Consider the following 25692-nt stretch of genomic DNA (forward strand, 5'->3'; position numbering starts at 1 on the left):
TTAACTACGAATGAGTGATATTAGATGACATTCTTTGATAATGCAAAAACGCCAAAACCCTTATATATCAAGGATTTTGACGTTCATTGAAATTCTATGAAATTCATTTATGGAGACGGCGGGAGTCGAACCAGCCCTCTCATAAAATGCTATAATACCAGTGTTTATGAGGGTTTATAGCTGCTGTTAAAAATGTTTGACTACGCTTTTGACTACGTTTAATAAAAAATCAGTTGCGGGGAGCAGTAATTATTTTATACCAAGTGCTTGCGATGTTCCTATGTGTTTAAAGTCATTATTTACCATCGATACAAGTTTATTACTAACATTACTCAAATAGTTACGTTTATCCCTTATTAACTAAAGCACCTGTTACTCAAAGTACATTTCTTTATAAATCGTCTTTATTATCTATTTAACTATCACTATTCAATTTTCCAAAATGCGGTCATCTGTTATTGATAAAGTAACAATTATTTCGATATCTTCCTCCTCATTATCCTGGTGTGGATTAGGATGACTCCTAAATAAATAAAAATCATATTCTTCCATAAGCGCATGATAAAATTCATCCGTTAATTCAAGAGCTATAAAATTATCTATAGTCTTTTTTAACAGTCCAAGATCATCATCAAAAAGTTCGTCTATTACCTCTGATTCCTCTATTTTATTTCCCCATAAACCTTCGTCCAATTTAGCGGAATCAAAACCATCCACAATTTCTTCGGCATACTTGTCAAGCAGAGAGGTTAATATTGAAATCAAATAATTATTTGTGAGTTTAGCAAGGTATTTAGCATTTTCTGGGAAGCTATATACCTCTTTTATATCATTTAACTCTTGGTCTGTTATTTTAAGATTTAATGCAGTATCATTTAATAGTTCACGAACTATTCCATAACCAAATCTAAATTCATTTATAGAATTATAATCTTGTAATGTAAGGTATGAAAAGTAGGAATCCTCTTTATCAAGTACAATTTCACACATTAGGCATTCCCCTGTGTAACCCTTTTCGTCCAGATTATCCAATATGATATTTTCTTTAACAAAAAAAGGTTTTTCACAACAAGGACATTTGTGGTAGGTAATATATGCTTCTTTTTTTATTTGTTGTTGTTTGCTTTGAAAGTCTCCTGATGTCAAAATACTTTTAAATCTTGCTTTTCCTTCAACAAACTTTTTGTACAGTGTAAAGAATCTAATGAATTTCCAAATATGTAATTCTTTCACCTGAGTGCTACCTATTAGGTTTAAATTATTCTCCCTTATAAAGGAAGAAAAGTGTGGTATTAGTTCTTTATATATTGGGAAGACGACTGTTACAACTTGTGTAATTAGATAATTTATTTGTTTTCCTGTCAGATCATATTCATGGTGAGTTATAGCATTTCTAACGCTATTTAGGTGTTCAAAACTCCCATACTCACTTTCACTCAACTTTAAGTTATTCAAAACTACAGCTCTTTGAATAGCTTCCATAAAAGTAATAGTATTTCCTTTAAAGTCTTGCTTACCTTTATTTTTAATAATATTCATTTGAACAGTAAAATACTCTTTTAGGTCATCATATATTAGTAAATCGTTTTGTTGCCCAATCATATATTTAAAGAGCGTTTCAGTTGAATGATGTAAACTCAATACTATTTCTTTTGCTACATATTCTCTTTCGATATCATGAAGAGAATCTAACGTTTTTAAATTTTCTATTGCTTTTTTGAATGAATGTAAACCGTTGTCAATTAGATTCATATATAAGTCCTTCTTCCTACGGAATTTATCAATTGTTGAGTTGGACACATTTTTTGTAATACCTTAATCGTGTCCCTGTGTTAGAAACATTCACGTTAATTCAAACGAACGTGAATATTTTGAATTTAATATTTGTTTCTGACACAGAGAAGAAATTAAATTGATTAGATTTTTTTCTTTGAAATTATATTTCTTTTGGATGGATGAATTAATTAATTTTGTGAACAACATATTCCATTGGACGTATTATGCTTTCAATCATATTGATTTCAGCCTCTGTACATTTATATCTTTCATAAAGTTCTTCATCTGTCCATGTAATCGTATAATCTAAATATGGAACAAAACGGAAGTTGTTTTTTGAAATATTCATTGAAGAATATGTTTCATGTAATAAGAATCTCGTAAATCTCAATGTCATATACTTTGCAAAATTGATAGCTTCCACTTCTGTATCAAAAGCAGATAATAAAAGATAGGAATCTGTAAATACAGAGCCTGGGTATAATACCTGTATAGTTGATGTAACCCTATATCCGACTTTTGGATCAACCCCAACCTCTCCACCACGTGGAACAACTTTTCCAATCATAACTTTATACTTTGAAATCAAATCTTGTCCTTTAATAACTTGAGTTTTGTTAATGTATGTTATTCCCATGCTATTACTTTTTTGACTACTGAATAGGGCAACATTATGCTTATTATCAGATTTTTCATTTCCTCGGCAATCAGATGAAATTCCAAATACATTCCTTGCATAAACAATAGAATCCATTTTAACATCCGCACTTTTTTCTATGCGCTTAATGAGTTGAATTGCATTATTATTACGTATGAAAATATCATACTCTGATAAATCTCGTATGAGTGTAGTGACATCATCTCCACGTATTGATGTGACATTACATTTCCCACTGTATTCGTTATCCCAAAGAAAATAATTAATTCCACCTACTACAGCTACACCTTTGAATAAGACATCATTATCTGCGTAGTCAATTATTTTACATAATCTTGTATCATGTAGCATTGAGTTTCTAAAATCGTCAAGTCCTTTGCCTCCAGCAAACCATCGAGAAGGAGTTATCATTGATATATAGTGGGGATTGAGTTCTTTGGCTTGTTCAATGAATAAATGGTAAATAGGTTTTGAACTATAGCCTTTGCCACCCCCATCCATAATATTATATGGTGGGTTTCCAATTATTGCGTCAAATTTCATATCGTTTCCTTTCTTCCAGTAAGAACCTTTAATGATTTTGTTAGTGAATAGTTTAGGCTTATTAGTAATCGTATTAATCAAATCATCAAAATAGTGAGCATTTACTTTTTCATCATAATACCCGACAAGAGTTCTTTTGGTTATAGCTTTTGCCATTGGTGTCATACATACAACGAAGATATTTTTCATCACTGTCTCCGTCCATATTTCTCTTTTCTTTTCAAGTGTCAGCTCATCATCTAAAAACTTATTACATTTTTCCCTATAAACACTATAGGTAGCATAGAGCGGATACAGGCCTGTCTTGGAATTAATTTCCAAAACATGGCAATCCTCTTTACCAAAGACATCTTTTGTTACCTGCCCACGGTCTACAAAACGAGGACTATCAAGCGTTTCCCTATAATCTTCATCCCAGAAGTTCCATCCGCCAAGACAGTCGGACATATGCATATTCACGACACGCCACGGAGTCAGAACAGTCTCTTTGTCAGGATTCTTGAAATTACTAAACAGGCTTGCAATCTTCTTTACACGCTCAGTCGGTTCCAATGTATCTGCTTCCTTAGCAATATTACGGATTCTGCGTCCGGCAGCAATAAAGATTTCCTCATCATAGTATTTCTGAAATTCACGAAACTTCACTTTTGTTACTCCGTCCGGCATAAACAGGTCCCAAGACGAGTCATCTACTACATCCACGAATTTATCAAGGGAAATCTCTTCGTCGTAAGGAATATCTGCACCATAAATCAGCAACGGCATACGGATAGAAATGCCACGGAGAATGGATATAGCGTCGTTACGAAGATTTTTCATCTTCTTTAATTCTTCTAGACGAGCCTTTTCCTCAGGAGTAAGTTCTTTCTTAGGTTTTTTCTTAAGCTTTTCGGTTTCCTCATATTCCTCGTTTGTGAGCCCCTGGCTATTTACCGTTATTTCTTTCTGCTTTGAAGCCGCCTTTGATTTTCCAATAATTCCTTTCAGCTCATCAAATTTCTTGATATCAACGTCCTGCAGTTTAAATAGCTCGTCATTGTACAGATTTGTATCATCAAATCCATTTCGAACAACTTTATCTGCATATGCTCTTTTTAACTGTTGGAGGAGCTTCTGTGCACTGTATTCCTGCATTTCAGAGCCAGATACGGAGATGACAGGACAGTAATTCAAAAATTTGCCCATAATCTGCTTATCAGCAATCTTAGTCTTTCCTGCCTTTGCAGAAATAGAAACAGCACTGGCGATCATTTTCAGAGTCCGATCTGGTGCAAAATCAAATACATATGCTGTATCTTTGATTTTTCCATCGTCATTGCATGGTGATTGGACTCGGAATATAGTTTGTAGGTAGTTTGCTGCTGAAGTTGAATAAGAACCTGACAGCATAAATACTGCGGTCCATTCCTTTACCGTAACTCCGGTAGTCAATTTTCCGCAGGACAGAGTGATTGTATAATTGTCTTTTCCTGCATCTTTGATGGCTTTGCGAACCTTAGATAATGCTTCCTCATATTTCTCTTCTTCGTCTCCAGAGCCTGCGACATTTACGATATCAAACATTCCATTTCCGAAGATTGGATGCTTGAGCATCAGTTTCTTTAAAGCACGAGCCTCTTTTACACCGGGAACCATCCACAAAGAGTGTTTGAACAGAGCTCTGTACCCTTCATTTGCATATGGATAGCAACTCTTAATATCTTCTTTGGTCATAAGATTCATAAAACTCCATATATCTGCTTCATGTACAAAATCGCCTTGCTGTGCTGTAGCAGGCATACCAGCATAATCCTGGCTAAAATCGCCAGTCCATGTACGGAAAAATTCATGGAAGTTGAATGCCTTATCTTCAAACGTGAGGTAATTCTTGCTGGCGAGGATGTCTCCCAGACTGTATGTATAGATTTTTATTTCTGGCAGTTCATCATAAGGATTGGAATCACCAAAATGGAGTTTATCCCATTCGGATTTACTTTCCTGCTCCATGATATAATCCCATGTATAGATGGATTCCTCATCAAAATCCGTCAAAATATTGAATGGGGTTCCAGATAATGCAAGGAACTTAGTTCCGGAACCTACTTTTACTACTGCCTTAACTGTATCCTCACCTAGGGCAGTAGTAGTTCCCTCATGAGCCTCATCTACTATTACGCAATCCCATTGTGTCTTGAATACTTCACTGTTCTTATTAAACTTTCCACCGACTTCAAAAGAACCTCTCAAATCCTGTACAGAAGCAAAATAAACGAATTTTTTTCCAGACTGGAGTAATTGTCCAACATTATATCCATTGACCTTAGAACCGTAAATATAGTCTTTTTCACCATGAAAAATCTTAGTAAAGTCCTCGTACCATCCAGCATTAACTACTGGTCGATGTGTAATTATTATAGTCTTTTCAAATTTACATTGCTTAACGACTTCCAGTGCACAGACTGTCTTACCAAACCTCATTTTTGCATTCCAAAGCATTCTATCTGCCTTTTTAAATTGCTTAACAGTCTTTGCAATGGCTTCAACCTGTTCTGGTCTAAAGATGATAGGGGTGTGCATTACAACGTCTGAATTGCTTAAATTCGCAACGTTCTTCTTTACAGCATCAATTGCTTTCTTTGCTGTCTCTAAATCAACTTTAAACCATTCTAGCCCGGTTGATTCACCGATTGCAACATTGTTTATGCCCGAGTTCTTCAAGACATCATGCACATTGTGATCACGGAAAGCTTTTAATTTTATTGTGCCATCCTTTTCACGTATAGTTCTTATAGCAACCTCTGTATGAAGTAAATGAGGGGTAAATCCAGCCGTATTGGTATATGATTTGATACGTTTTAACGCAGCCTGATTCAGTTCACGGCTATTTGGTGTCAACATGTCAATCTGTGTGTCCGTATGCAGTGTGGCATCACCGATTTTTACCAAGTCTTTGTGGGCACCATCATCAATCGTAAAAACATAGATGACTTTATACTCAAAAGCATTCTTAAAACTATTATCCATAATTTTCAGCCTCCGTTTACCATGGATTGAAACTCTAAACTGTAATTTGAACGCCAGTCAAATATTTTACAATGAATAGGACAACCTTTTTCTTCTTCCATATCGAACAGTGACATCTGTACAAAAGCAGGTTTTGCCTCACTATACGGTGCTGTTAATGTCAGCCCATCCATCTGCCATATGTTCCACGAGATAATAATTGCTATCTTCTTTAGCTGCTCTAACGTAGGTTCATGGCCGAATTTGTATAGCATGTTATCTATAAACGTATATAACAGATTCTCTCTTGCTAGTAATATGTTATCTCCCTGATACTCATAACCATAAGTGCTTTGGTAAGCCCTAATTATCCATTTATACCAGTCAGCCTCGTAGTCAGTATTCTCGTTGACAACTCTGAGTTTCCGATCCAGAAGCCCTATTCTGTCTTTTACAGGGATGGATTTTCCAGATACCGTGTCATATCTGCTTACCAGATACGGAGCCTCACCGCAGCTCACTTCAAGCCGTCTGGAATCAACATAATGCTCCCATGTCTTGCCTTCAGGAAATGCAATTGGTTCTTCGTTAGTAATCCATCCGTTATCTACAATATGATTAAATACATCTTTTCTGCCAAACCATGCTTCATCAACAAGATTGTTCTGCTCATTGCAAATCCATGACGGAGTGAATACCTCAGCTTTGTCTCTTGTACGTTTAGACTGCTCAGCCTGATCCTTTGATACTCTCGGCTGAATGATGTTCGTATGTGAACCGATAATCAAATCTGGTTTGATCTCACATTCCGCAGCATAATCAAAACCATACTGTTTATAATTGTCAGTCGCCCATCTGATGTTGTGCTCTGTCGTCTTATCTTTTAAAAGGAGATTCAACAAAGCAGGACTTCGTTCTTCAATATTCTGTTCATTGATATCTCTAGTATCCACATTTAACTCCTTCAAAGGTTCTTATAATCTTATACTTTTCACCTTCATTATACATTTAAAGTGTTAAGAAATACATCTAATCCCTTTGCAAAGTAGTGTTTATGATCAAGTTAAACTACTACTATCGATATCAGGAAGTTTCTCATAAAAATTAACTAGAGTTTTTTTGGAGGACAATTATCAATACCTTGAATATCAATCGGTTACCTATTTCAATTTGAAATGAATGTCTCTATAGATTTGTTCCTAAGTTTGAGCCTCGAAAAAAAAATCGATAATTACAGATGCATTATCATAGTCTAAAAATACCACTCATAATCGATGTTATGGGCGGTTGCTTTCTAGCAGATCTTTTAACATCGGCTAAAGTGTAAGCAAGTAAAAAACTTCTCTAACTGCTATCCGGGTATGGTAAAATATGCGGTAAATCTGTAAAGCTGTACACTAGGGCAACTTAATTTCATTGGAGGTTAATGATATATGGAAAAGAAGAAACAAGATGGAGGGGGTATAAACAAAATACCACCAAAAGCTACACAAACAGCTACTAAAAAAGACATTCAACAAATATTTGAAAAAGCAGTTAGAACACATGGTAAGACCTTAGAGAGACTTAGCAAGAACTAGATTTTTTATATCTGATTGCTATTAAACAAACAACGTTTAACGAATAGGGTAACATCCTAGTTAGAGTAAACTACCAAATGATTTTACTCTTTTAGTTTGTATGTTTTTTATAAACAGTATCAAAATTACACAAAAACAAAACCTTCCAATATTAATTAGGAAGGTTTTTTGGCATGCTTTTTTAATATAGCCTAATGCTATTAATGTTTTAATTGAAAATTTTTGACGAACTATTAGCTGGTCATCAATCACTTAATAGCCTATTCATTTTCCTGTTGAGGAGAAACTAGAATACTAAGACCATGTTTTTCTCCGTAATCCCACATTTTCACCCAAGGATATGTATTCTCAGGTAGAATGAAAGTACGTTCTTCTAAATGATGAATTGTTGACATATCACATTTTGTGCCATGTTCCCTGGTTGCTGGATGGATTTCTATCTCTCTACCAGTGTCATTAAAATACACAAATTTCAAATTATCTCACTCCTAGTATTGTATTAGTTTAATATTCCACAGAGCTTTAATAAATCCTTTGTGCAAATAAAAAAAGAGCGTTCATACTCTTAATATATAATCTTAATGCTAAAAATAATTATTTATAATCTTGTAATATTGTTAATTTTTGTTTTGTTTTATTAAAGTATTTATCTGAAATAAGTTTGAAATCTTCAGGTCTTAGATGGTCCAAAATACCATCTCTAACTTTAATGAAGTGTACCGTATCTTTTTTGTCAAATAACTCTTTATCAAGACTGGTTTGTTTGAATGTTAAAGTATTTATAACTTCATTTTGATCCTTATTTACCACTAGAAATTCTTCTTCTTCAGAAGCCATGTCAAATTCGAAACTACATAAACTCGAAATCTCCGCTTGTCCTTTTCCAATTACTTTTAAAGTGTTTAAACACCAAGGCATTATATTTTTACCTCCTATATTAAATTTCAAAATGGACTACCTAATAGTAATACTGTCTTGTTAACCCTTTGCCCTTTACGATAAAGAATAATAAACTTACTACATATTATATAATTCTTTTCAAATGATATCAATAGTATATATTTTTAAATATTAATACTTATAGTTTGTGGTAATTTTATTATGCCTATATATTGTTGATTTATGAGGTGATAGTAATGGAGGATATTGTTAGCATTGTAGGTGATAGAATCCGAAGTTTTCGGAAAGAACGTGGTTTAAGTCAAGAAGAGTTAGCACATCAAGCATCCTTACATAACACATACATTGGTCAATTAGAACGTGGGGAGAAAAACGCAACGATTGAGAGTCTGTTTAAAATTACTAATGCACTAGAAATTACTTTGGAAGAATTGTTTCGCAATACTCAGACTGGTCCAAAAGCAAATAGTATAGAAATTACTCAAATTATCACTTTACTGGAAGATAGTCCAAGTAGGCACCAACGTTTGATTCTAGGGTTACTCGAACTACTAATCAAATTCGAAGAGCTTGATTGATTAATCTTGTTAATTTATTATATAAAAGCTGTGTGTACTCACATGTGGAGTAAACACAGCTCTTATTTTTCTGTATTAGGCGCACCAGGGGGGTAATTGTTGTGGTATGTTGCAATTCAATGCCAAATCTGCACCATGCACCATGAATTTTTGATCAGCAGTGGTAACGAAGCTATGTAATTTTAAAAGTTATCGAAAGTTCAGGGTAAATACATTATTCACTAACTACACTGTCAACTATATTTCATACTTTTGGGAATATAAGGGAGATTAAATACAGATTTAACTACTAGTTGTTAGTTTTTCTTATCTTCCTTCATTTTGTGTAAAAGGTTGTAGTATTAGAAAATGATTATCTTATTATTAAAATGATATTTATAGATGATATTAGTATGTTTGAATATTGGAAAGTTAGGTTTTCAATTATTCACTACCTCTTTCAAAAATGCACAACTATAAATCAAATATGAATTGATGTATGTAAAAAAAGAAAGAAAAAGAAGCTGTCATTATAGACAACTTCATAATAATTTAATCTTCAATCCCCATTTGTATCATCCATTCCTGGAGTTGACCAGCTTCATCTTCAGAAAAATTATCCCGCTTCTTTTTAACCCCATTATTAAAGTCTGAATTTATTCTTACTTCTTTTTTATTTGCTTCTTTTTTACTTATATTTCTTTTTTTATTCCGTTCTATTTCTTCCTTCCAATTAATCTTAAGTTCAGTTGAAAATAATTGACTAATATAGTCTGTTATTAAAATGAGAAGCTGTTCACTGGACGACTCTTTATCAAAATTAATTAATAAAAGGCCGTATGGATCTCTTTCTGTAAACTCATCTTTTTTATTCACATTCACAAACTGTAATAGTTTATTACCCCAATCACCACTAATATCTTCAGGAATTTCCTTATGAATTACTTTTGTAGCAAAATGGAAAGTTTCACTTAATATTAGATAGGGATTGCTATGAACACTCATTAGAGGGACGTACCTTTTTTTCTTTCCCTTCTTTCCATAGGCTTTAATAAAACCTTTTTCTTCAAGTGTTGTTAGTACCTTACTAACCGAGGAGGAACTAACTCCTGAATACATAGCCAAAGTTTGTTGCGTAGGAAAAGCATATCCCTTTTCTTCGTTATATAAGCTAAATATTTCAAAGAGTAAGAGCTTTTCCTCCTGACTAACCCTTAGGCAGCGTCGAATACTATTCGGAGTATATACGTACCCCAAATTGGCAGCAGTTTTAATGCTTCCCCCTTCATTTATCTTTTTCAAATAGTCGACTAATTTCATAATAAAACCTCCGAATAATTTTTTCTGGGTTTATAGCTTATAAAAAGCTTCCCTTTTCTGGCATTACCACTTTCAAATGCCTACGACATACTTATACGAGAAGATTACTTAGTTGTTAAATAAAAAAAATTGGTTCATTTGGAAATTACAAAATAAATCCGCACCACTTTTCACGAAAAATTTCCCATAGGTATCACGTAGCTCCCGCCCAATGCCGATTCAACAAGCAATTTCCTAGGTACTGGGGGGGTAATTGAAATATTCCTGACCAACCTTTGATTTTTATTCGTGATGTGCTAGATGCGAGATTGACTAGCTATAACGTATGAATCTGTGTTCGAAGGTTATAGTTTTGATAGCAGCCTGTTGATTATTTACTGCTCTAATATGTGGCGGTTATAAACCTTTCTACCTCCTTCATTTGCTATATACGCCCCCCGTTTAGGAGAGTTAAATATTTTTTCTTTCCTACTTCGTCTCTCACATTCATGTAACGGAACATTGTTATTTAGAACAACAAGAAAGCAGCTATTAACAAGTGACCTGTTAACAACTGCTTTTTATGGTTGTATTCAATTTATTTTTAATAAGTAATTTCTAGATACATGCTATTTTGAGCGCTTTTCATGTCAAACTGGGCGGGTATGTTAAATGGCATGCTACTGTACAAAATATAAAACTTCCCTATCCTTTGATTTTATCTTTAGGCTATGTTAAAGGAAAAGGTTGATTTATCGTAAAATGGGCTGATTACACCTGCCCCCACCCAATATAATATTTTTACCCTAAACTGGATATTTGTGTTAATATACGAATAAGATTGTGAAGGAATGCACTTAAATATTAACGCAGCAGTTTAGTTGAAGAAGGAACTATGGTATTGAAAAAAGACAACAGTAAAGAAGACCCCACTCAATCATTAAAAAAGAGGAGAAGCATAATAAAATCGCTCTGGAAAGACTAAATAGATTGGATAAAGAATAAAAAAAAGGACCTTATTTGAGGTCCTTTTTAATCAAATATAAACAATATTATTTTACTGAGCCTTTAGATTAAAAGAGATTTAGATTACCAATGTCTACTTATTTAAATAGGTCTTTGAGAAATTGTTTAAGTCCTTTTTTCTTCTGGTTTTTTTCAATGGTAATTTTATTTTCAGCATCAGCTCTATGCTGTTTCTTTATTTGTTCATCAAGTTTTCGTGATTCGATAATTTGTTTTTCCGACCAGTCATCAGCCCATTCGATTCGGTCTTCTCTGATCCAGTAATGCGATCGACATTTATACGACCAGTTACCAATAGACGGATAGAGAGTAACGGATTCACCATTATACGTCAATTTCCAATCGGTAGGTGACAAGGGTGTTGAAACTTCTTCACCACATCCACAAGCACATTTATGTAAAACAGTATTATAAGGAATGCTAATATAAAGTGTATTGTTTTCAAGCTTACTTGGTATAGTAGTCGTAAAAACATGTTGAAATTGAAGTTTAGGTTTAAGAGTGGTCGCCATACATCATATCCCCAGTTGCTAGATTATAAACATTGTGGTTTGCTTTTATAGGGTCGAAATAGTAACCAAAAAGTTTTTTCCACTTAATTACAGCCATTGCTGCATTCAGAGCATTTAGTTCGGCAATTTGAATATTGGTAGAGTAGGCTTCGTCCACTCTATCAGCAAGGGAAATACGCTCCAATAGGTGGTCTTGTTTTTCGGGACTGCCAGTTGTAACTCGGGCATCTCCAATTAACAAATCACCTTCTACCTCAATGCCAATGCCCACATCATTAAAAGAAATTTTATGTTCATTAAGTTTGTTAATGATTATTCTTTTTATTGCACCTTCATCTATGGAAATAAAGACAAAATCCATGCCGAGGATACTATCGATATTCGTAACATCTAAGTATTCATTATGAGCAAATATATTTTTGCGCATATTCTGGTAAATCTGAAGGAGATAATCAACCTTGCTGAATCTTTCTTTTAATTGTTCGATGGATACAGCTCCAGGTGTTCGAAATGCATTATGTTGTAAAAAAACATCGCCATCATATAGGTGGATCTCTGCCACGGGTGTTTTAGCCACAAAGTCTAAAATGTACGCTCCTGTACCGCCGAGACCGATGATTGCAATCTTTTGAGCACTTAATTTTTCTGTAATTGATGCGATCTTCGCTCTGCTTGAATTAGTATCCACATAATGAAAGCTTGGGTGATCTAGAGATTCATAGACTTTATGCGTTCTAGCGTCAAGAGAATGGTCCATCGATTGAGCAGGGGCCATGATGATTTCAATGTAACGTGTAATCTTATGATAATAATTGGTATAGCCGTCTTGTGGTCTATTTGAAAAAGAATGATTGACAACAATACCGTCAGCCAGTTTTCGGTTAATTGATGTTTCATGTATAATTCCCGCTATAATACTACCATCTTTGTTGCATGGTTGTTGACCAATAAAGAAGATTACGTGAGTGTTAGGGGGTGTTGTTACATCCCCAGCAAGATTAAGTTCCGAGACTAATGTCCCGAAACTTATCTCTTTATTTGAGTTCAAGTATGGAACATCATGAACCAACAAAAATCCATGCTTTTCTTCGATTGAATACCCTTCATCTTTAAGTTGCTTTAAATCGGGACTATGATTTATCAGTTTTTGAGACACTGAACATCATCTCCTCTATAACCTGTACGTCATCACCCAACACCATGGAAATAGAAGGGGTGTGTATGTTGCGTTTATATGAAACCGTATAGACGACGTTTGGATTTTCATCAAACGTACCATAGTATAATCGGACGACTTCTTGGAAAGATAGTTTTCCCCTTTTTACACTAAAAGGCCTGGCATTGATAATGATTTGGACTTGTTTTTCATTTTTTTCTTCCTGCATGGTGATTCCTCCGTTTCAGATGGTTTATTTTAACTTTTAAATTTCCATGGTAAATATACCCACTAATAGAGTAACAATATATATTGTGTTTGTCTATCATATTTTGACCAAATATAGTAATTTTAACATTACTAAACTCATAGTGTTCGATAACGAGATATTCCGAATTAAACAGGAATTTCTTTAAATTATACTTTTCTTATTGTACTATCGGGGATTTATGTCTAAAAAGGGGCAAGTAGGGTGAATTTTAAATGGCATATCCAGTTTATTTATACAAGGAATTTGAAGATGATAATGTTGTAATTTATTAGTTTTGTATTGACCATAACGATAAAAATGCTGGAAGAATAGAGTTAAACAAAAATACAAAAATGACAAAGGAATTAACAAGCATATCTAATGTTTCAGATGATCTTTCTCAATGGTTATTCAATCGTGCTGGATTACCAATCGCTCAATTGTAGGGAAGGTACATTACTAGATGAAACTTAAATAATTCACTAAATTTATGTTATCTATTTGACAAACTGTGCGTTTTAGGAGAGATTGTACTTAAACTAAAGAGTGCTTTAGTAAAAAACGAATAGCAAAATACGATGAGCTTGGAAATACATTTCCTAGCTCATTTTTATGTGTTATTTTCCTATGCCTTTAATTAATCTTCTCTATTTCCGCTTAACTCCTCTCCTCCTTCCTCGTATAAATCAACAGAAGCAATTAAAACATTGCGGGGATCAAAATGAAGAGGAGCAATTTCAATGAATGTAGAGTTAATGAATACAAATATAGAAGAAGTAGTAATGAAGGCTGTTAAGAAGGCATTATTAGCTACACAGCACCAATTTATAGATAGCGGGTGGCTATCCTTAAAAGACGGAGCCAAGTACGCTGGTGTCTCCAACAACACGTTTATCAAGTTCCGTGCAATGGGTTTACAAGTGTGTGAAATAGAAGGAATAAAACGTGTGTCACGTAAAGAGATTGATCGTTTTTTAGAAGATCATAGCTATTAATAATAATTTATGAGGATTTTCCTTTAGGTTCGATTATAATATCACTAGAGGTAAATCCTCTCTTTAATCATTTGCCCCCGCAACTGATTCAGGAGGAATTATCATGACAAAGAAAAAAGTATCGCCTATTAGAAGCTATATGCTAAAAAATAATAAAGGTAAAAGATACGAGTTTCCCGTGTATTTAGGTATTGATCCGCTAACCGGTAAACCGAAGCACACAACGAGACGTGGCTATAAAACAATCAAAGAAGCGGAATTAGAATTAGCTCGTTTAAAGCTAGCTGTAGCAAATGGCACTTATCATCAGAAGCGGGTGGAAACATACCTGGAAATATATGACCTATGGGTAAAACAATATGAAAAGACCGTTGAAGAAAGTACATTCGTTAAAACTACAGGTATTTTCAAAAACCACATACTACCTGCAATGGGTGCTTATAAGATTGAGAAAATCAATGTCGATGTATGCCAAAAGAATATTGACGAATGGGCAACAAAATTAAAGAAGTTCCGAATGGTAAAAGCATATGCTGCTAAAGTGTTGGACTTTGCGATTAAAAGAGGGTACTTACAAACAAATCCATTTGCACTTGTAGATATGCCAACTAAAGCTAATAGAAAGGCTATTGTAAATGAGGAAGAAGCGGAAAACTTTTATACTCGTGAGCAACTAATCGAATTTCTATCTTGCTTAGAAAAAGAAAATAACACCAAAGCATACACCTTATTCCGTTTACTTGCTTTCAGTGGTATGCGTAAAGGTGAAGCACTTGCACTTACCTGGAACGATCTTAACTTCACGACAAACGAAATTCGCATTTATAAGGCCATTGCAAGAGGTAAAGATAATAGGTTATATGAAAAGTCTACAAAAACTGGTACTGTTCGTACAATCAAAATGGATGATAAAACAATGGCGATATTAAAAGATTGGAAGAAAAAGCAGAAGCAAGATTATCTCATACTAGGCTTTAATACGATGCAGCCTAAACAGCTTGTATTTAGCAATGAACATAATGAATACTTGCAGCCTACAAAAACACGTAAGTGGATCATACATGTTCAAGACAAATATAAGCTTGGCACAATTACAACACATGGTTTACGTCATACACATTGTTCTTTGCTATTTGAAGCAGGTGCTAGTTTAAAAGAAGTTCAAGTTCGCTTAGGTCATTCTGATGTAAAAACAACAATGGACATATACACACATGTTACACAAAAAGCAAAAGAAGAAGCAGTTTTAAAGTTCTCTAGCTATGTGAACATATAATGTTTTTGACTACAATTTTGACTAAGTTCGATTGATACTCATTGAAACTAGATGATATAGACAAAAAGAAAAAACCCTTGATATACAAGGGTTTTGACACTGTATGAAATCATATGATTTCAATATATGGAGACGGCGGGATTTGAACCCGCGTCCAGAAAAAATGAGATGTTTTCTAATCTCAGTTATATCAACGGTTTTGGCAACGTGCGATTACTACATTTTACAAACGTAGTTCGTAATCAACCTGCTACAACCAATTATAATGGAAGAATTCCCCTTGTCAATTAATTTGCAGTTACTATTAATAAGGTGCAGATGAACCTGTTTTAATAAACAATACTCCTATTATTCCTTCATTGGATAACTCCTGTAATTTAACCTCCATGTTTACACCTTTAATATCGTAAATATTATTAACTTTAAACTGCTCTCGATTTATTGCATTATCCTGTACATCAATAAAGAATGTTACTTGCATCATATTGATTGCAAATGCTTGGTCTAACTTTCTATCCCACTCTTTCATTACCCCATGAATATTATATGGCTCTCCGTATATATATTTATAAATCGGTCTACCATAAGTATCTTTTTCCCCCGTATCAATCCTTTCTATTAAATCCCTTACAGTGAAATAATAATTACAACTTGTCATAGTAGCACGATACTTATTATGTCTTTTATTTTTAACTTCCTCATTGACTAAATAAGTATGCTTTCTGTGTTCAACTAAATCACCACGCTTAAATGGTTGTAAAGATGATATATGACGATTTTCTTCCATTCCTAGATATGCAGTTGTAATTACTGCTTGTTGAGGAACTCCATTTATTAATACGGTTTCTGAAATATGATTCATACTATCATTGAGCAATTTAGGATTAGTTAAATAATTCATCATCTCTCACCTCACAAATACAACATGAAAATATCAGAATTTGAGGATTGATCCGTTTTCATTTGTCTTATAGTTTTATACAGTTGGTCAATACGCTGGGTTAAGTTTTCATGGAACTGTGAGACACTCATATCATCCATTTTAATGTTCTTCATTAACTCAGGATTATTGGCTACTGATTCCAATACAGATAATGCAGTTTGATAAATGGCTTTCTTGTTATTTAATGAAGTAGCGTTGTATTCATCATGTGGCTTTAATCCATTCTCCTCTAAGTAGATGATTAATTCTTGTTGGTCTAATTCAATCCCCTTAGTTTCCATTTCTAATCGTTGTATGTTATTCATATAAATCATTCCTTTCCGTTGGTTGGTATTTCTTCTTTAGATAGTTGTTCAATGTATTTAGTAATACCACTAGGTAAAGGAATACCTATGTGACCTAAATTTTCTACTATGCTCAATCCTTCCATACCTATATAAAAGAACACAGCCATTGTTCTAAATACAGGTACACCAGAAGCAGTTAGAACGTCTAATAAGTTAGCAATGATGATAACTAACATGATTGACGTTTTCTTTAGGAATCCTCTATAGGACACTTTTGAATTTAATTTTTTCTGTATCGCTGCTTTAATTAATCCTGTAACAATATCAATAACCATAAATGCTACAAGGATTGTTAATGATATGTGCCATCCACCTATTAGAAACGCAAAGAATGTTCCTAAAAAGGTTAAGCCGAATAATAATTTTTCTATGATAAACACCTCCTATGGTGTGAATTTTGGACAATAAAAAAAACATCTCAAATGAGATGCCCCTTTTATTTTAAAACTTTTATGATTTTATAATCATTCGCACTAATTTTTTCAATTTCAATGTATTCTTCTTTTACCAACTTATGAAAAGCATAACCTACTTCAAGCGACTCATAATTGTCGAATTCTTTTTTTAATTCTTTTAATGTATACCCACTTAAAGTATGTCTAAAGTTGAATAGTGTCTCATAAATCCCGTTAAAATCCATTAAATCTACTCCATATTTTTCAATTTGATATTATCTTTAAAGTTACTTCATTATCTTTGATTTTACTAACCTTATAAGGTCCATAATATGAAGAACTGCGTTCATCACCGAAAAAAGAAATTTGTTCAATTATTTTGTTCTCTTCTTTAAAATCGGTAAACCTTCTAGTAAAGTGAACTGAATCAAAAGTTATCAGTAATAAGGATTCCTCTTTATTATAGGAACCATTAGATTTGTATGGTTCATTATCAATCCCCATAAATTTAAAGTTTTCCAAAATGCTCACCTCCCTTTTGCGAATTTCAAGATAATATCAACGTCACTAAAATACCAAGAATAGTAAATATCAATGTTAATGATCCTACAACTAAAACAATGGTATCATTTTGAGTGGTTAGTAAGGTTTTCATATAATCATGATATTCATTATAAATCCTCGTATATTTTAATGTTAAATTGTTTCCTGTAAAAAAATTATCCTCACTTGGTTCTTCGTCATATCGTATTTCCCAATCATCTTTTTTTATACTTTCATTATAGTTATTTGGTTTAAAATCACTATCTTTTAACGCTCTAAGTTTGTTTACTAACCATAAGTAATCTTTTTTCTTCACAATTTTATAGTTACCTAAAAGATATCTAGTTACTTTCGTGGTTAATTCCATATTTTCGATATGATTGAACATATTGTAATAAAATTCATTTCCGAGATACTGAAAGTTAGTCAAAAAAGGAAACTTAGGAATAGTATTTCCGCTAAAATATAAATAATAAATAGGACTATTATTCAGTTCATCAATAAGAATATAATAATCTTCCGGTTTATTATATAAAGATAGCATTAGAAAAGGGTTTTTTAGTTCATTCTCAAACTCCACATTTTTTTCATAATTAATTGTATAACCTATAGGTAATTGATATTTTTTACCGTAATTTGAAAACAGTTTTTTTACTATAAAGGATTGGAAAATATCCCTTATATATTGCATTTCTCTTTGATGGATAAAATCACCATTCTTTTCTTTTAAACTTTCATTATCAAAAATTGAAGTGAAACCTGTAAAATATGTACTCTTTATATTGTTTCTTATGAAGTTTCTTATTTCGGTAAACAATATTGCTTTTTTAAAACTAATTTTATACTCGATTGCAATTGTTTGATTTGTAACTTGTGTATATGATAATGAAATTTTCTTAAAGTAATCATGATTTTTAAATTCTATATATGCTAGAACACCGCTTCCAGTATGATTAATTTCTAGCCGTAGATAATGTAAATTTTTTGATTTCTTTTTTCTAAGACCGATCCTCTTTGTGTATTCCTTATCATTTAATTTGTATAAGGATTTGACTAACTTATTCATATCTTTGTTTGTTAATACATCATATATGGTTACATCCCAAATACGTTGGTTACTGTCTGGTTTTTCTGATTCAGTATTATCAGTTACTTCATTATCTATATAGTTAAGATATTTCTTAATAGATATTATATGTTGTATTTTATATCTGATTGATTTTAAAATTTCAAATCTCTCCTCTACCATTTACATTAAGTACTAACTGCATATGAATATTTTACCATTCAACTTTAATAGATAGATAGAGGGAGAGAATATAAAATTTTATGTGCGTGAAAAAACTGATATGGTAGGGGAACTTTTTAAAATTTAGGGGTATCCAACTAACAATTTGGTTAATAAATACAACAGGGGATTAGAACTACGGTTCTACTCTCATCTAAACGTTGATTTAACACCATTGTTCTATAATGACTATTATAATACCGTACAGATATTCAATTAAAACCAAATTTTTATTAGATAATGGATAGATAATTGTTTATTAGTTGTTCCTGAATCCACTGTAATTATTACAAATATCGTATTGTTAATTAAATGGTAAACCCAAAAAAATCTCAGTCATAAAGTGGATTCATTTTTTCAATAACTATTACGAACATTCATTCTTATATAACAGTGAAAAATTTTTGATATATACACTCTCACTCTATCCCCTTGATACGTCTACATTTCCATTAAACTTTCACTTACCAAAACTATTCAAATATACTGAATAGTTATTCTATGTTATCAACAAGTTATACACAATTATCTCATTATTCATAATACTTATTCACTCAACTATTTACGTCTAGTTCATCCTGAACCTGATCTCTACTCTTACCTTCGCTACTCAATCGTTCCATCTCTTGTCCAACATCACTTGTCATAGGACTTAACTCAAGCATACTCTCCATGCTTAACGCTCCCATTTCTCTCAATGCTCTTAGGTTGCCAATGACCTCTGCATTGTTAGAAGGTAAGTCATAAGTAAACAGAACATCAAACGTTGACCATGCTTTATCATTAATGTTAATCCCTTTGTATGTTAGTAATGAACGTATCTTATCCCATCTCTCATAGAATCCTTTACGTAAGCATTGCTCATTCATTCCACCCTTAACACTAGCCAATGAGAACAGTAAGCGTACAGATTGCTCAGATACATTACTAATTTCTGCTCTCCCCATTGATACAGAAGGTGTCATACTTATATCTAATAATGATTGATACAATTGCGTATACAGAATATCAAATGCTTTTGCATCAATAGTAGCCGATTCAAAACTAAACGTTCCTCCATCATCTAACTGGATACCTCCACCCACAATATGTTGAGGAACTGAACCTTTCAACTGTTGACCTGAGATAACAGGAACAGGATTAATCATCTTATATAATCCGTCTACTGTTTTCGATATTAAATCCTCCATGTTGTCTAGTATGCCTATGAAATCATCTAACTGACTTCTTCCCTCTGTTTCACTGTGTTCATTAGTAGATACATAAGCAACTGGCAATCCACTCAGATTAGCAAACTGAGAAGTCATGATTAATGATCCATCCTCGTTATTCCACTCCTGAACCTTTTCATCATCATAGACAACGTAATATGAGATACCATCAAATACGTACTGTTCAATGAATCCAATCATCTCATTATGCTGATTATAAACAGGGAAACCTTCATCTCTATTGATAATCTTAGATGTGATATAACCTTTCTTATCTATATAGATATATTCATATACATTTCCAAACTTTAAAAGTTTATCAAGGAGAGCAATGTTCTTTTCATTAAATTTGCCTAACTTATTTACCACTTGAAATTCCTCTACCATCTTTTCCTTACCTGTAATTTGTACAGGATTCTTTAAAAGGAATTGTGTTTGGAATGACAAGATTGTTTTTGCCATGTTCAATACAATTTTACGTGGTTCTACCAATTGTCCGTTATATTGATAGTTAGGTCGATTTAATATATTGTGGTGTCCTTCTAAATAATCCCTCTTATTCTGTATATCTAGTACTCTTGATGTATTATGAAATGCCTCTACTTCTTCCACAAACCATGTACCAATATTTTTATATTTAACCTTGACGTATTGTTTTAAATTCAATTGTTACAACTCCTTAATTTTTTTCAATAAAAAAAGCCGTATCTCAGTGGATACGACTTTCATTCGTTTATTTATTCGTTTCTTTTAAAAAACTCAGTTAATGAAGCATCTAAAGAAGTTAATGAACGTTTCTGGTAAAAAAGATCAGTATTAACTGATAAATTAATTTCATTACTTAAATTTTCATTTTCTTCTAAAAGAGGTTTACCATATGTCTCCCAATGCGTGTCTCTTACTACTTTCGCATAACCTAGTTTGTCAGCAGAATGTTCTACTATGTTCATTTTTATTTCGTTGATTTCAATTTTCTTCTTTTTCTCTTCAATTTCCATATCAATTCTTTTAATCTCAGCAGAAATTTCTTCCTTCCACTTCCTTATGTCATCCAAAATATATTCTTCTAGTTTTTCCATAAATTTCACCCCCTATAAAATTATTGTAAACAATAAAAAGTTTTTTGCAAAACTTTAATCTTATCAATCCACATACCACTTATTTGCTTTCATGCCCTGTATTGCAAGAGCAGAAGAAATTACACTATCATCATGATGTAGGTCGCTGTTTCCTTTTTTATTTCCCATACGTCCATTTGTTTCAATAAACATTTGCATCTGATTTAAAGTGACTTTACATTCAATATTGATTAGTCCTAATTCAAATTGTTCTTTGAAATCTGAAATCATGATAGGTTTTGTTTTTTGAGATGTTAAGAATCCAACTTTAAGTTTCTTCTTCCCACGTTCGTCAAATGTTTTCATCTTGTACATATTGAGATATTGTTTCTCTTTACGTAAACGCTCAATAACTGCTAAACCATATGAATTAGATTCAACTGTTAAAAAAGCATAGTTATAAAAAATACCCAAGTCATATATGACCTGAGCAAATTCGTAAATTGTTATTTTATTGTGATAGAAACTTAAAACTTGTTGTCCATCTATATCAAATACTGAAATTGTACTGAAATCTTGACCGCTGCCACTTGCAGTATCTACACCAAAGTAGTATTTTTTAGACCTCTCAGGTAACTCGAATAAAGCAAGTCCCCGATTAACGTATTTTAAAACGCTCTCAGGTACAATCTCAGACACATCATTTTTAGATAATGGCTCAATTGTGTTGCTCATACGTTTTAATACTTTCGCTTGATCGAATACAGACCGCCCAGTGGATATAAACGATTCAATAGGATTAGAAGGAAACTCTTGCATGAATTGAGTTTCATCCTCCATATCTTGTATCTTCCATCTTCGCCACATTAACTGTTTCAATTTTGCTCCTGCTTTGTGTAAAACAATTTCATCATCTTCTAAATCATCAAGTGATAAACGCTTTCCCTTGTTGGTTGCTTTGTACCATATTTCTGCTTCTGCATAATCATATTTGAATTGTTTGGAATAAAGTTTGTGGAAGAAAGGAACAAAATAATCTACATATTTTGATTTACCTTTCATGGCTTGTGTGTAGAGTTTATAGAAGTGGTTGCCAGTACCGTTGGAGGTTGTTTCTATTGTAAGTTGCGATTGTTCCCCTTTTGCAAGTGATTGCTCAACTGATAATAATTGTGTTTCTTGTGCTTGATAAAAAGCAAACTCAGATAGATGAATATATGTGTACGTACTTCCTCGACCAATACTTTTTGATCCAGCCGTTACACTTGAAATTCTGCTCCCATTTGAAAAGAATAATTCTCCCCTGTTATCACGTTTAGTTGTAGGAAATACATTAGGAAACTTCTCTCTAGGTATAGAATCATTCATCATCTTTAATTTATCAAAGAGTGCCTTAGCAGAATCCCCTTTGTAACTAACTATAAGAATGTTTTCATTAGGTTTCGTCAATGCTCTCCATAATGCTTTACCTAATACAAAAGTAGAGATGCCACTTTGCCTTGCTTTACCAATAATGATGAAACGATTCTTACTCATGAGGTCGTTTATTTCCTTTTGAGCATCATTGATTTCAAATTTTACAAGTTGGTTCTCATTGTCTGTTATGAAAATAAAGTTCTTTGCAAATAACTCAAAATCATCTAATACCTTTTGAAGTTTATTCTCAGGTTTTTTGGTAGTTGCGTTAGTCATTCATCACAACTCCAAATCGTCATATACATTTTCAGAACTCTTTTTAGTTGGCTTTTTGCTCTTGTATTCTTTATTCATGGCTACAATTTGCTTTTGAATTTCAAATAAAAGTTTAGTCGCCTTTTCATCTCCTGATTTTGCTTTTTCAGAAGTTGCTTCATAGATAATTTGCATGTCTTGTCCAATTTTCGACTGCAAGAGTAGATTCATTAGAAACTGATATTCCTCGCTCAATTCCCACTTTTCATAGGTGAAGAAATCTTTTGCATTAATTTCCTTTAAGATTGATTCCTCAGTTCGTGGATTCCTCATGCCATAATCATTTTTCCATTTGAAATACAATTGTTTCTTATATGTTAATTCTTTTAACGCTTGATTTAATTCCATGTTCATTCCTCCTATAGATTTTCATGCAATATAAAAAGACGACTGCTCCAGTGAACAATCGTCTAGTGTTAATATATTTATTAAAAAATATCTTCAACGCTTTTTCCGTTCATAGTTAATTCATCAAGGAATGAATTTCCCTTTGAATTATGAATCTGTCTGTCTACCATTCTTTTCGCCTGCTCAAAAGTGGAAATAAACTTCTTATTGTTTTTCATACGCTCCATGCGTTTATTTACAATATCAATAAAACTCTGTTCACTCTTAGTCGGTTGTTGACCTTCAAGTTTCTTTAGTAGTAACAAGTAGAACACATAATCATCAACTGACGGATAAATATTTCTTTTTTTATCATCTTTGTATGTTTTAAATACTTGTCCTACTGTAACCATTTGAATTATTTCATTATCACTGTTTATTCTATTAGAATGAAATTCTTCATTTGCTATATCAGATTCTTTTTTCTTTGTCTGTATAGATTTCTCATTATTATTGAATGGTGTTGTAGAATACTGATTTAACTTTTGTTGCTTTTGTCCTCCACTTTCACTATCTACATAATCACCAATATTTTTATAAATAATTTTATTTTCAACTGCTTGATTTACCAGATCAATTGCATGTCGTTCTGATAGTTGTAGTATCTTTCCCCACCTGCCATAAGATGAATTAAAATAACCTTTACCGCTATTCTTCCATCTAACAACACCGCAATAAATATAGAAGTCACTCATGGATTTATAATTATTAAAATTAACAACTGGGATTTGAGCAAATCCCCCTTCTAGTAAAGGGAAGGTTACTTTTATAAAATCAGACGGTTTGAAATCCTCTAACACTGTTCCATCTGCATCTGATATATTAACGCACCCTTTTGATTTCAATGTTAATAGAAGTCCCTTAACTTTTTTGTTTGTTCTTTGTGTATCTGATGCAAATGGGATTGGTGAAGTTTGACCTAAGAACGAAATACTTGTTTCTGAAAACCCTTCTAAGGTTTCTTTTTTTCTCAATAGACCATACAGATACAATTCCTCAATTGATAAATGTTTATCTTCATCCTCTGTAATTAAATCATTGTATATCATAATAAAATTATCTTCTCTTCTCATATATGTTGCTCCTTCTCTTAGTTAAATTCTATAATAGAGGTATACTGTTTATTTCTTTATTAGTGTATTTCTGTAAACTATGAACAAAGTGTATATAAAACAATACACATACCTCATTATTGATGTGAAATATGTGTATGATAAATGATACGGTTATTTCACACTTAATTATAAGTATAATTATTTAAAAATGCTAATTTAGTGACAATGTATTTTCTAAAGATTTTTATATTCATCTAATGCTTTTTGTAACTCAGGTGACTTTGCATAGAGAGTGAATATCTGATTATTTTTTATTGAACGAGATTTCATTATATAGTTGATTCCACATTCTTTTAAATGATTGCTCATGCTTTTTGTATAGCAAAAGAAATATTCTTTAGTCATTTCATTCATGCTGTTTCTCCTCTCATATACGTTGAATAATTAATGAAATTCCTTCCAGTGAGTGCATAGGAAAAAATATTGTCATAGTAGATAGGATTATTAGTATGACTAATCTTTCCTTTACCACTATTAAATTCTTGCATTAACTGAAACTCGCCTTGTGGAATCATTAACTCCAACCCCAGTAATTTTTCTGCGTGTTCTTTATCGCCTCTTCTATAAGAAACTTCACCATTTTTAAAAGATAAGTTTTCATTCTGTTTAAGCCATTCGACTTCCCATAAAGATGTTTTATTCAACAAGTCAATGAGTTCTGTGTATCCTAGAAGTTCTAAATACTTATGGTGTATTTCTTTGAACCTATCATCATAATGTCCTAAATGAGAGGAATCAATTGATAACATAAATAATTTACCTTCATCTGTTTTTGGCAGCGGAATATCATAATACGAATAAACTTGTAATGCAGTAGAACCACAAAACTTTTCAAAATAATTGGATTGGTTAATTCCTATTAGAGCATTTATATTTGCTGAGAGTGGATTAACATAATCATCTTTGTTTATCTTTACTACATGGTTATCCCATGTCATACCGTTTTTAATTGCCATATCTATTCCTATTGAATGTCTTGTGTCATTAGGATTTAATACATGAATACCTCTGAATGTGTAGTAGTAATTAATCTCGTATCCTTGAATCATATTTAATAAAGTGCAACTCAGTAATGAATCAAGATCGTTAGTTAGAGTTAAATTTCTATCTTGTTTTTTAGTTACCCATTGGGGAAATAATTCTTTTAGTTGTTTGTTCATATTG

Annotated in this window: 26 protein-coding genes; 4 read left to right on the forward strand and 22 right to left on the reverse strand. The window is 32.6% G+C overall.

Annotation, left to right across the window (positions count from 1 at the left end):
* Window positions 1-429: 429 nt before the first annotated feature.
* From MHB48_RS15070 to MHB48_RS15080, 3 genes are all read right to left on the reverse strand, one after another.
* Window positions 430-1752 (reverse strand): hypothetical protein, encoded by a 1323-nt coding sequence (locus MHB48_RS15070; RefSeq protein ID WP_342598784.1) that lies wholly within the window; start codon window positions 1750-1752, stop codon window positions 430-432.
* A gap of 208 nt (window positions 1753-1960) precedes the next feature.
* Window positions 1961-5980, reverse strand: a complete 4020-nt coding sequence (locus tag MHB48_RS15075) for an Eco57I restriction-modification methylase domain-containing protein (RefSeq protein WP_342598785.1) — start codon at window positions 5978-5980, stop codon at window positions 1961-1963.
* Window positions 5981-5985: 5 nt separating this feature from the next.
* Complete coding sequence (locus tag MHB48_RS15080; RefSeq protein ID WP_342598786.1) at window positions 5986-6912, reverse strand: hypothetical protein; 927 nt, start codon at window positions 6910-6912, stop codon at window positions 5986-5988.
* Window positions 6913-7392: 480 nt separating this feature from the next.
* Here MHB48_RS15080 and MHB48_RS15085 point away from each other — a divergent pair, with 480 nt between their 5' ends.
* A complete protein-coding gene (locus MHB48_RS15085) occupies window positions 7393-7539 on the forward strand; it encodes a hypothetical protein (RefSeq protein ID WP_340922753.1) in 147 nt (48 codons plus the stop codon).
* 260 nt (window positions 7540-7799) lie between these two features.
* Here MHB48_RS15085 and MHB48_RS15090 read toward each other — a convergent pair whose 3' ends face one another.
* Both MHB48_RS15090 and MHB48_RS15095 read right to left on the reverse strand, forming a co-directional pair.
* Window positions 7800-8006 carry a hypothetical protein gene (locus MHB48_RS15090; RefSeq protein ID WP_340925276.1) on the reverse strand — a complete coding sequence of 69 codons (207 nt, stop codon included), beginning with the start codon at window positions 8004-8006 and terminating at the stop codon, window positions 7800-7802.
* 127 nt (window positions 8007-8133) lie between these two features.
* Window positions 8134-8457 carry a hypothetical protein gene (locus MHB48_RS15095; protein ID WP_340922756.1) on the reverse strand — a complete coding sequence of 108 codons (324 nt, stop codon included), beginning with the start codon at window positions 8455-8457 and terminating at the stop codon, window positions 8134-8136.
* 218 nt (window positions 8458-8675) lie between these two features.
* Here MHB48_RS15095 and MHB48_RS15100 point away from each other — a divergent pair, with 218 nt between their 5' ends.
* Complete coding sequence (locus tag MHB48_RS15100) at window positions 8676-9017, forward strand: helix-turn-helix transcriptional regulator (RefSeq protein WP_340922758.1); 342 nt, start codon at window positions 8676-8678, stop codon at window positions 9015-9017.
* 531 nt (window positions 9018-9548) lie between these two features.
* Here MHB48_RS15100 and MHB48_RS15105 read toward each other — a convergent pair.
* The 4 genes from MHB48_RS15105 to MHB48_RS15120 form a co-directional block, all read right to left on the reverse strand.
* A complete protein-coding gene (locus MHB48_RS15105) occupies window positions 9549-10298 on the reverse strand; it encodes a helix-turn-helix domain-containing protein (RefSeq protein ID WP_340922761.1) in 750 nt (249 codons plus the stop codon).
* A 1100-nt stretch (window positions 10299-11398) separates the two neighbouring features.
* Window positions 11399-11833, reverse strand: a complete 435-nt coding sequence (locus MHB48_RS15110) for a DUF6527 family protein (RefSeq protein ID WP_340922763.1) — start codon at window positions 11831-11833, stop codon at window positions 11399-11401.
* Window positions 11817-12989: a ThiF family adenylyltransferase gene (locus tag MHB48_RS15115; protein WP_340922766.1), complete on the reverse strand. Its 1173-nt coding sequence runs from the start codon at window positions 12987-12989 to the stop codon at window positions 11817-11819. Before MHB48_RS15115 ends, MHB48_RS15110 begins: the two co-directional genes overlap by 17 nt.
* Window positions 12964-13218 carry a multiubiquitin domain-containing protein gene (locus MHB48_RS15120; protein ID WP_340922769.1) on the reverse strand — a complete coding sequence of 85 codons (255 nt, stop codon included), beginning with the start codon at window positions 13216-13218 and terminating at the stop codon, window positions 12964-12966. The genes MHB48_RS15115 and MHB48_RS15120 overlap by 26 nt, the downstream gene beginning before the upstream one ends.
* A 761-nt stretch (window positions 13219-13979) precedes the next feature.
* Between MHB48_RS15120 and MHB48_RS15125 the strand changes: the two genes are divergently transcribed.
* Window positions 13980-14234 carry a DNA-binding protein gene (locus MHB48_RS15125; protein WP_342598787.1) on the forward strand — a complete coding sequence of 85 codons (255 nt, stop codon included), beginning with the start codon at window positions 13980-13982 and terminating at the stop codon, window positions 14232-14234.
* A gap of 103 nt (window positions 14235-14337) precedes the next feature.
* Window positions 14338-15510: a site-specific integrase gene (locus MHB48_RS15130; RefSeq protein WP_342598788.1), complete on the forward strand. Its 1173-nt coding sequence runs from the start codon at window positions 14338-14340 to the stop codon at window positions 15508-15510.
* Window positions 15511-15814: 304 nt separating this feature from the next.
* Here MHB48_RS15130 and MHB48_RS15135 read toward each other — a convergent pair whose 3' ends face one another.
* From MHB48_RS15135 to MHB48_RS15195, 13 genes are all read right to left on the reverse strand, one after another.
* Entirely contained in the window at window positions 15815-16414 is a 600-nt protein-coding gene (locus tag MHB48_RS15135) for a hypothetical protein (RefSeq protein WP_342598789.1), read from the reverse strand.
* Window positions 16415-16422: 8 nt separating this feature from the next.
* Window positions 16423-16758 carry a hypothetical protein gene (locus MHB48_RS15140; RefSeq protein WP_342598790.1) on the reverse strand — a complete coding sequence of 112 codons (336 nt, stop codon included), beginning with the start codon at window positions 16756-16758 and terminating at the stop codon, window positions 16423-16425.
* Between the two features lie 5 nt (window positions 16759-16763).
* Complete coding sequence (locus tag MHB48_RS15145; RefSeq protein WP_342598791.1) at window positions 16764-17180, reverse strand: phage holin family protein; 417 nt, start codon at window positions 17178-17180, stop codon at window positions 16764-16766.
* A 56-nt stretch (window positions 17181-17236) separates the two neighbouring features.
* Window positions 17237-17440, reverse strand: a complete 204-nt coding sequence (locus MHB48_RS15150; protein ID WP_342598792.1) for a hypothetical protein — start codon at window positions 17438-17440, stop codon at window positions 17237-17239.
* 19 nt (window positions 17441-17459) lie between these two features.
* Window positions 17460-17717 carry a hypothetical protein gene (locus MHB48_RS15155; protein ID WP_342598793.1) on the reverse strand — a complete coding sequence of 86 codons (258 nt, stop codon included), beginning with the start codon at window positions 17715-17717 and terminating at the stop codon, window positions 17460-17462.
* A 25-nt stretch (window positions 17718-17742) separates the two neighbouring features.
* The gene (locus MHB48_RS15160; RefSeq protein ID WP_342598794.1) at window positions 17743-18987 is read right to left on the reverse strand and encodes a hypothetical protein; all 1245 of its coding nucleotides are present in this window, start codon (window positions 18985-18987) and stop codon (window positions 17743-17745) included.
* Window positions 18988-19580: 593 nt separating this feature from the next.
* Window positions 19581-20903, reverse strand: coding sequence for a phage portal protein (locus MHB48_RS15165; protein ID WP_342598795.1), 1323 nt, complete (start codon window positions 20901-20903; stop codon window positions 19581-19583).
* Between the two features lie 71 nt (window positions 20904-20974).
* Entirely contained in the window at window positions 20975-21316 is a 342-nt protein-coding gene (locus MHB48_RS15170; protein WP_342598796.1) for a hypothetical protein, read from the reverse strand.
* 63 nt (window positions 21317-21379) lie between these two features.
* The gene (locus MHB48_RS15175; RefSeq protein ID WP_342598797.1) at window positions 21380-22987 is read right to left on the reverse strand and encodes a terminase family protein; all 1608 of its coding nucleotides are present in this window, start codon (window positions 22985-22987) and stop codon (window positions 21380-21382) included.
* A gap of 3 nt (window positions 22988-22990) precedes the next feature.
* Window positions 22991-23374 carry a hypothetical protein gene (locus tag MHB48_RS15180; protein ID WP_342598798.1) on the reverse strand — a complete coding sequence of 128 codons (384 nt, stop codon included), beginning with the start codon at window positions 23372-23374 and terminating at the stop codon, window positions 22991-22993.
* Between the two features lie 80 nt (window positions 23375-23454).
* On the reverse strand, window positions 23455-24486 hold the full coding sequence (locus MHB48_RS15185) for a hypothetical protein (protein WP_342598799.1): 1032 nt from the start codon (window positions 24484-24486) through the stop codon (window positions 23455-23457).
* Window positions 24487-24702: 216 nt separating this feature from the next.
* On the reverse strand, window positions 24703-24882 hold the full coding sequence (locus MHB48_RS15190) for a hypothetical protein (protein WP_342598800.1): 180 nt from the start codon (window positions 24880-24882) through the stop codon (window positions 24703-24705).
* Window positions 24879-25688 carry a hypothetical protein gene (locus tag MHB48_RS15195; protein WP_342598801.1) on the reverse strand — a complete coding sequence of 270 codons (810 nt, stop codon included), beginning with the start codon at window positions 25686-25688 and terminating at the stop codon, window positions 24879-24881. The genes MHB48_RS15190 and MHB48_RS15195 overlap by 4 nt, the downstream gene beginning before the upstream one ends.
* Window positions 25689-25692: the final 4 nt, after the last annotated feature.

The sequence above is a fragment of the Psychrobacillus sp. FSL H8-0483 genome, from assembly GCF_038637725.1.
Classification (GTDB): Bacteria; Bacillota; Bacilli; order Bacillales_A; family Planococcaceae; genus Psychrobacillus.

Excerpts from the sequence above, each read along its gene's own strand:
- MHB48_RS15070 (WP_342598784.1), bottom strand. The coding sequence starts at position 1,752 with ATGAATCTAATTGACAACGGTTTACATTCATTCAAAAAAGCAATAGAA.
- MHB48_RS15075 (WP_342598785.1), bottom strand. The coding sequence starts at position 5,980 with ATGGATAATAGTTTTAAGAATGCTTTTGAGTATAAAGTCATCTATGTT.
- MHB48_RS15085 (WP_340922753.1), top strand. The coding sequence starts at position 7,393 with ATGGAAAAGAAGAAACAAGATGGAGGGGGTATAAACAAAATACCACCA.
- MHB48_RS15095 (WP_340922756.1), bottom strand. The coding sequence starts at position 8,457 with ATGCCTTGGTGTTTAAACACTTTAAAAGTAATTGGAAAAGGACAAGCG.
- MHB48_RS15100 (WP_340922758.1), top strand. The coding sequence starts at position 8,676 with ATGGAGGATATTGTTAGCATTGTAGGTGATAGAATCCGAAGTTTTCGG.
- MHB48_RS15110 (WP_340922763.1), bottom strand. The coding sequence starts at position 11,833 with ATGGCGACCACTCTTAAACCTAAACTTCAATTTCAACATGTTTTTACG.
- MHB48_RS15120 (WP_340922769.1), bottom strand. The coding sequence starts at position 13,218 with ATGCAGGAAGAAAAAAATGAAAAACAAGTCCAAATCATTATCAATGCC.
- MHB48_RS15125 (WP_342598787.1), top strand. The coding sequence starts at position 13,980 with ATGAATGTAGAGTTAATGAATACAAATATAGAAGAAGTAGTAATGAAG.
- MHB48_RS15130 (WP_342598788.1), top strand. The coding sequence starts at position 14,338 with ATGACAAAGAAAAAAGTATCGCCTATTAGAAGCTATATGCTAAAAAAT.
- MHB48_RS15135 (WP_342598789.1), bottom strand. The coding sequence starts at position 16,414 with ATGATGAATTATTTAACTAATCCTAAATTGCTCAATGATAGTATGAAT.
- MHB48_RS15140 (WP_342598790.1), bottom strand. The coding sequence starts at position 16,758 with ATGAATAACATACAACGATTAGAAATGGAAACTAAGGGGATTGAATTA.
- MHB48_RS15150 (WP_342598792.1), bottom strand. The coding sequence starts at position 17,440 with ATGGATTTTAACGGGATTTATGAGACACTATTCAACTTTAGACATACT.
- MHB48_RS15160 (WP_342598794.1), bottom strand. The coding sequence starts at position 18,987 with ATGGTAGAGGAGAGATTTGAAATTTTAAAATCAATCAGATATAAAATA.
- MHB48_RS15170 (WP_342598796.1), bottom strand. The coding sequence starts at position 21,316 with ATGGAAAAACTAGAAGAATATATTTTGGATGACATAAGGAAGTGGAAG.
- MHB48_RS15175 (WP_342598797.1), bottom strand. The coding sequence starts at position 22,987 with ATGACTAACGCAACTACCAAAAAACCTGAGAATAAACTTCAAAAGGTA.
- MHB48_RS15180 (WP_342598798.1), bottom strand. The coding sequence starts at position 23,374 with ATGGAATTAAATCAAGCGTTAAAAGAATTAACATATAAGAAACAATTG.
- MHB48_RS15185 (WP_342598799.1), bottom strand. The coding sequence starts at position 24,486 with ATGAGAAGAGAAGATAATTTTATTATGATATACAATGATTTAATTACA.
- MHB48_RS15190 (WP_342598800.1), bottom strand. The coding sequence starts at position 24,882 with ATGAATGAAATGACTAAAGAATATTTCTTTTGCTATACAAAAAGCATG.
- MHB48_RS15195 (WP_342598801.1), bottom strand. The coding sequence starts at position 25,688 with ATGAACAAACAACTAAAAGAATTATTTCCCCAATGGGTAACTAAAAAA.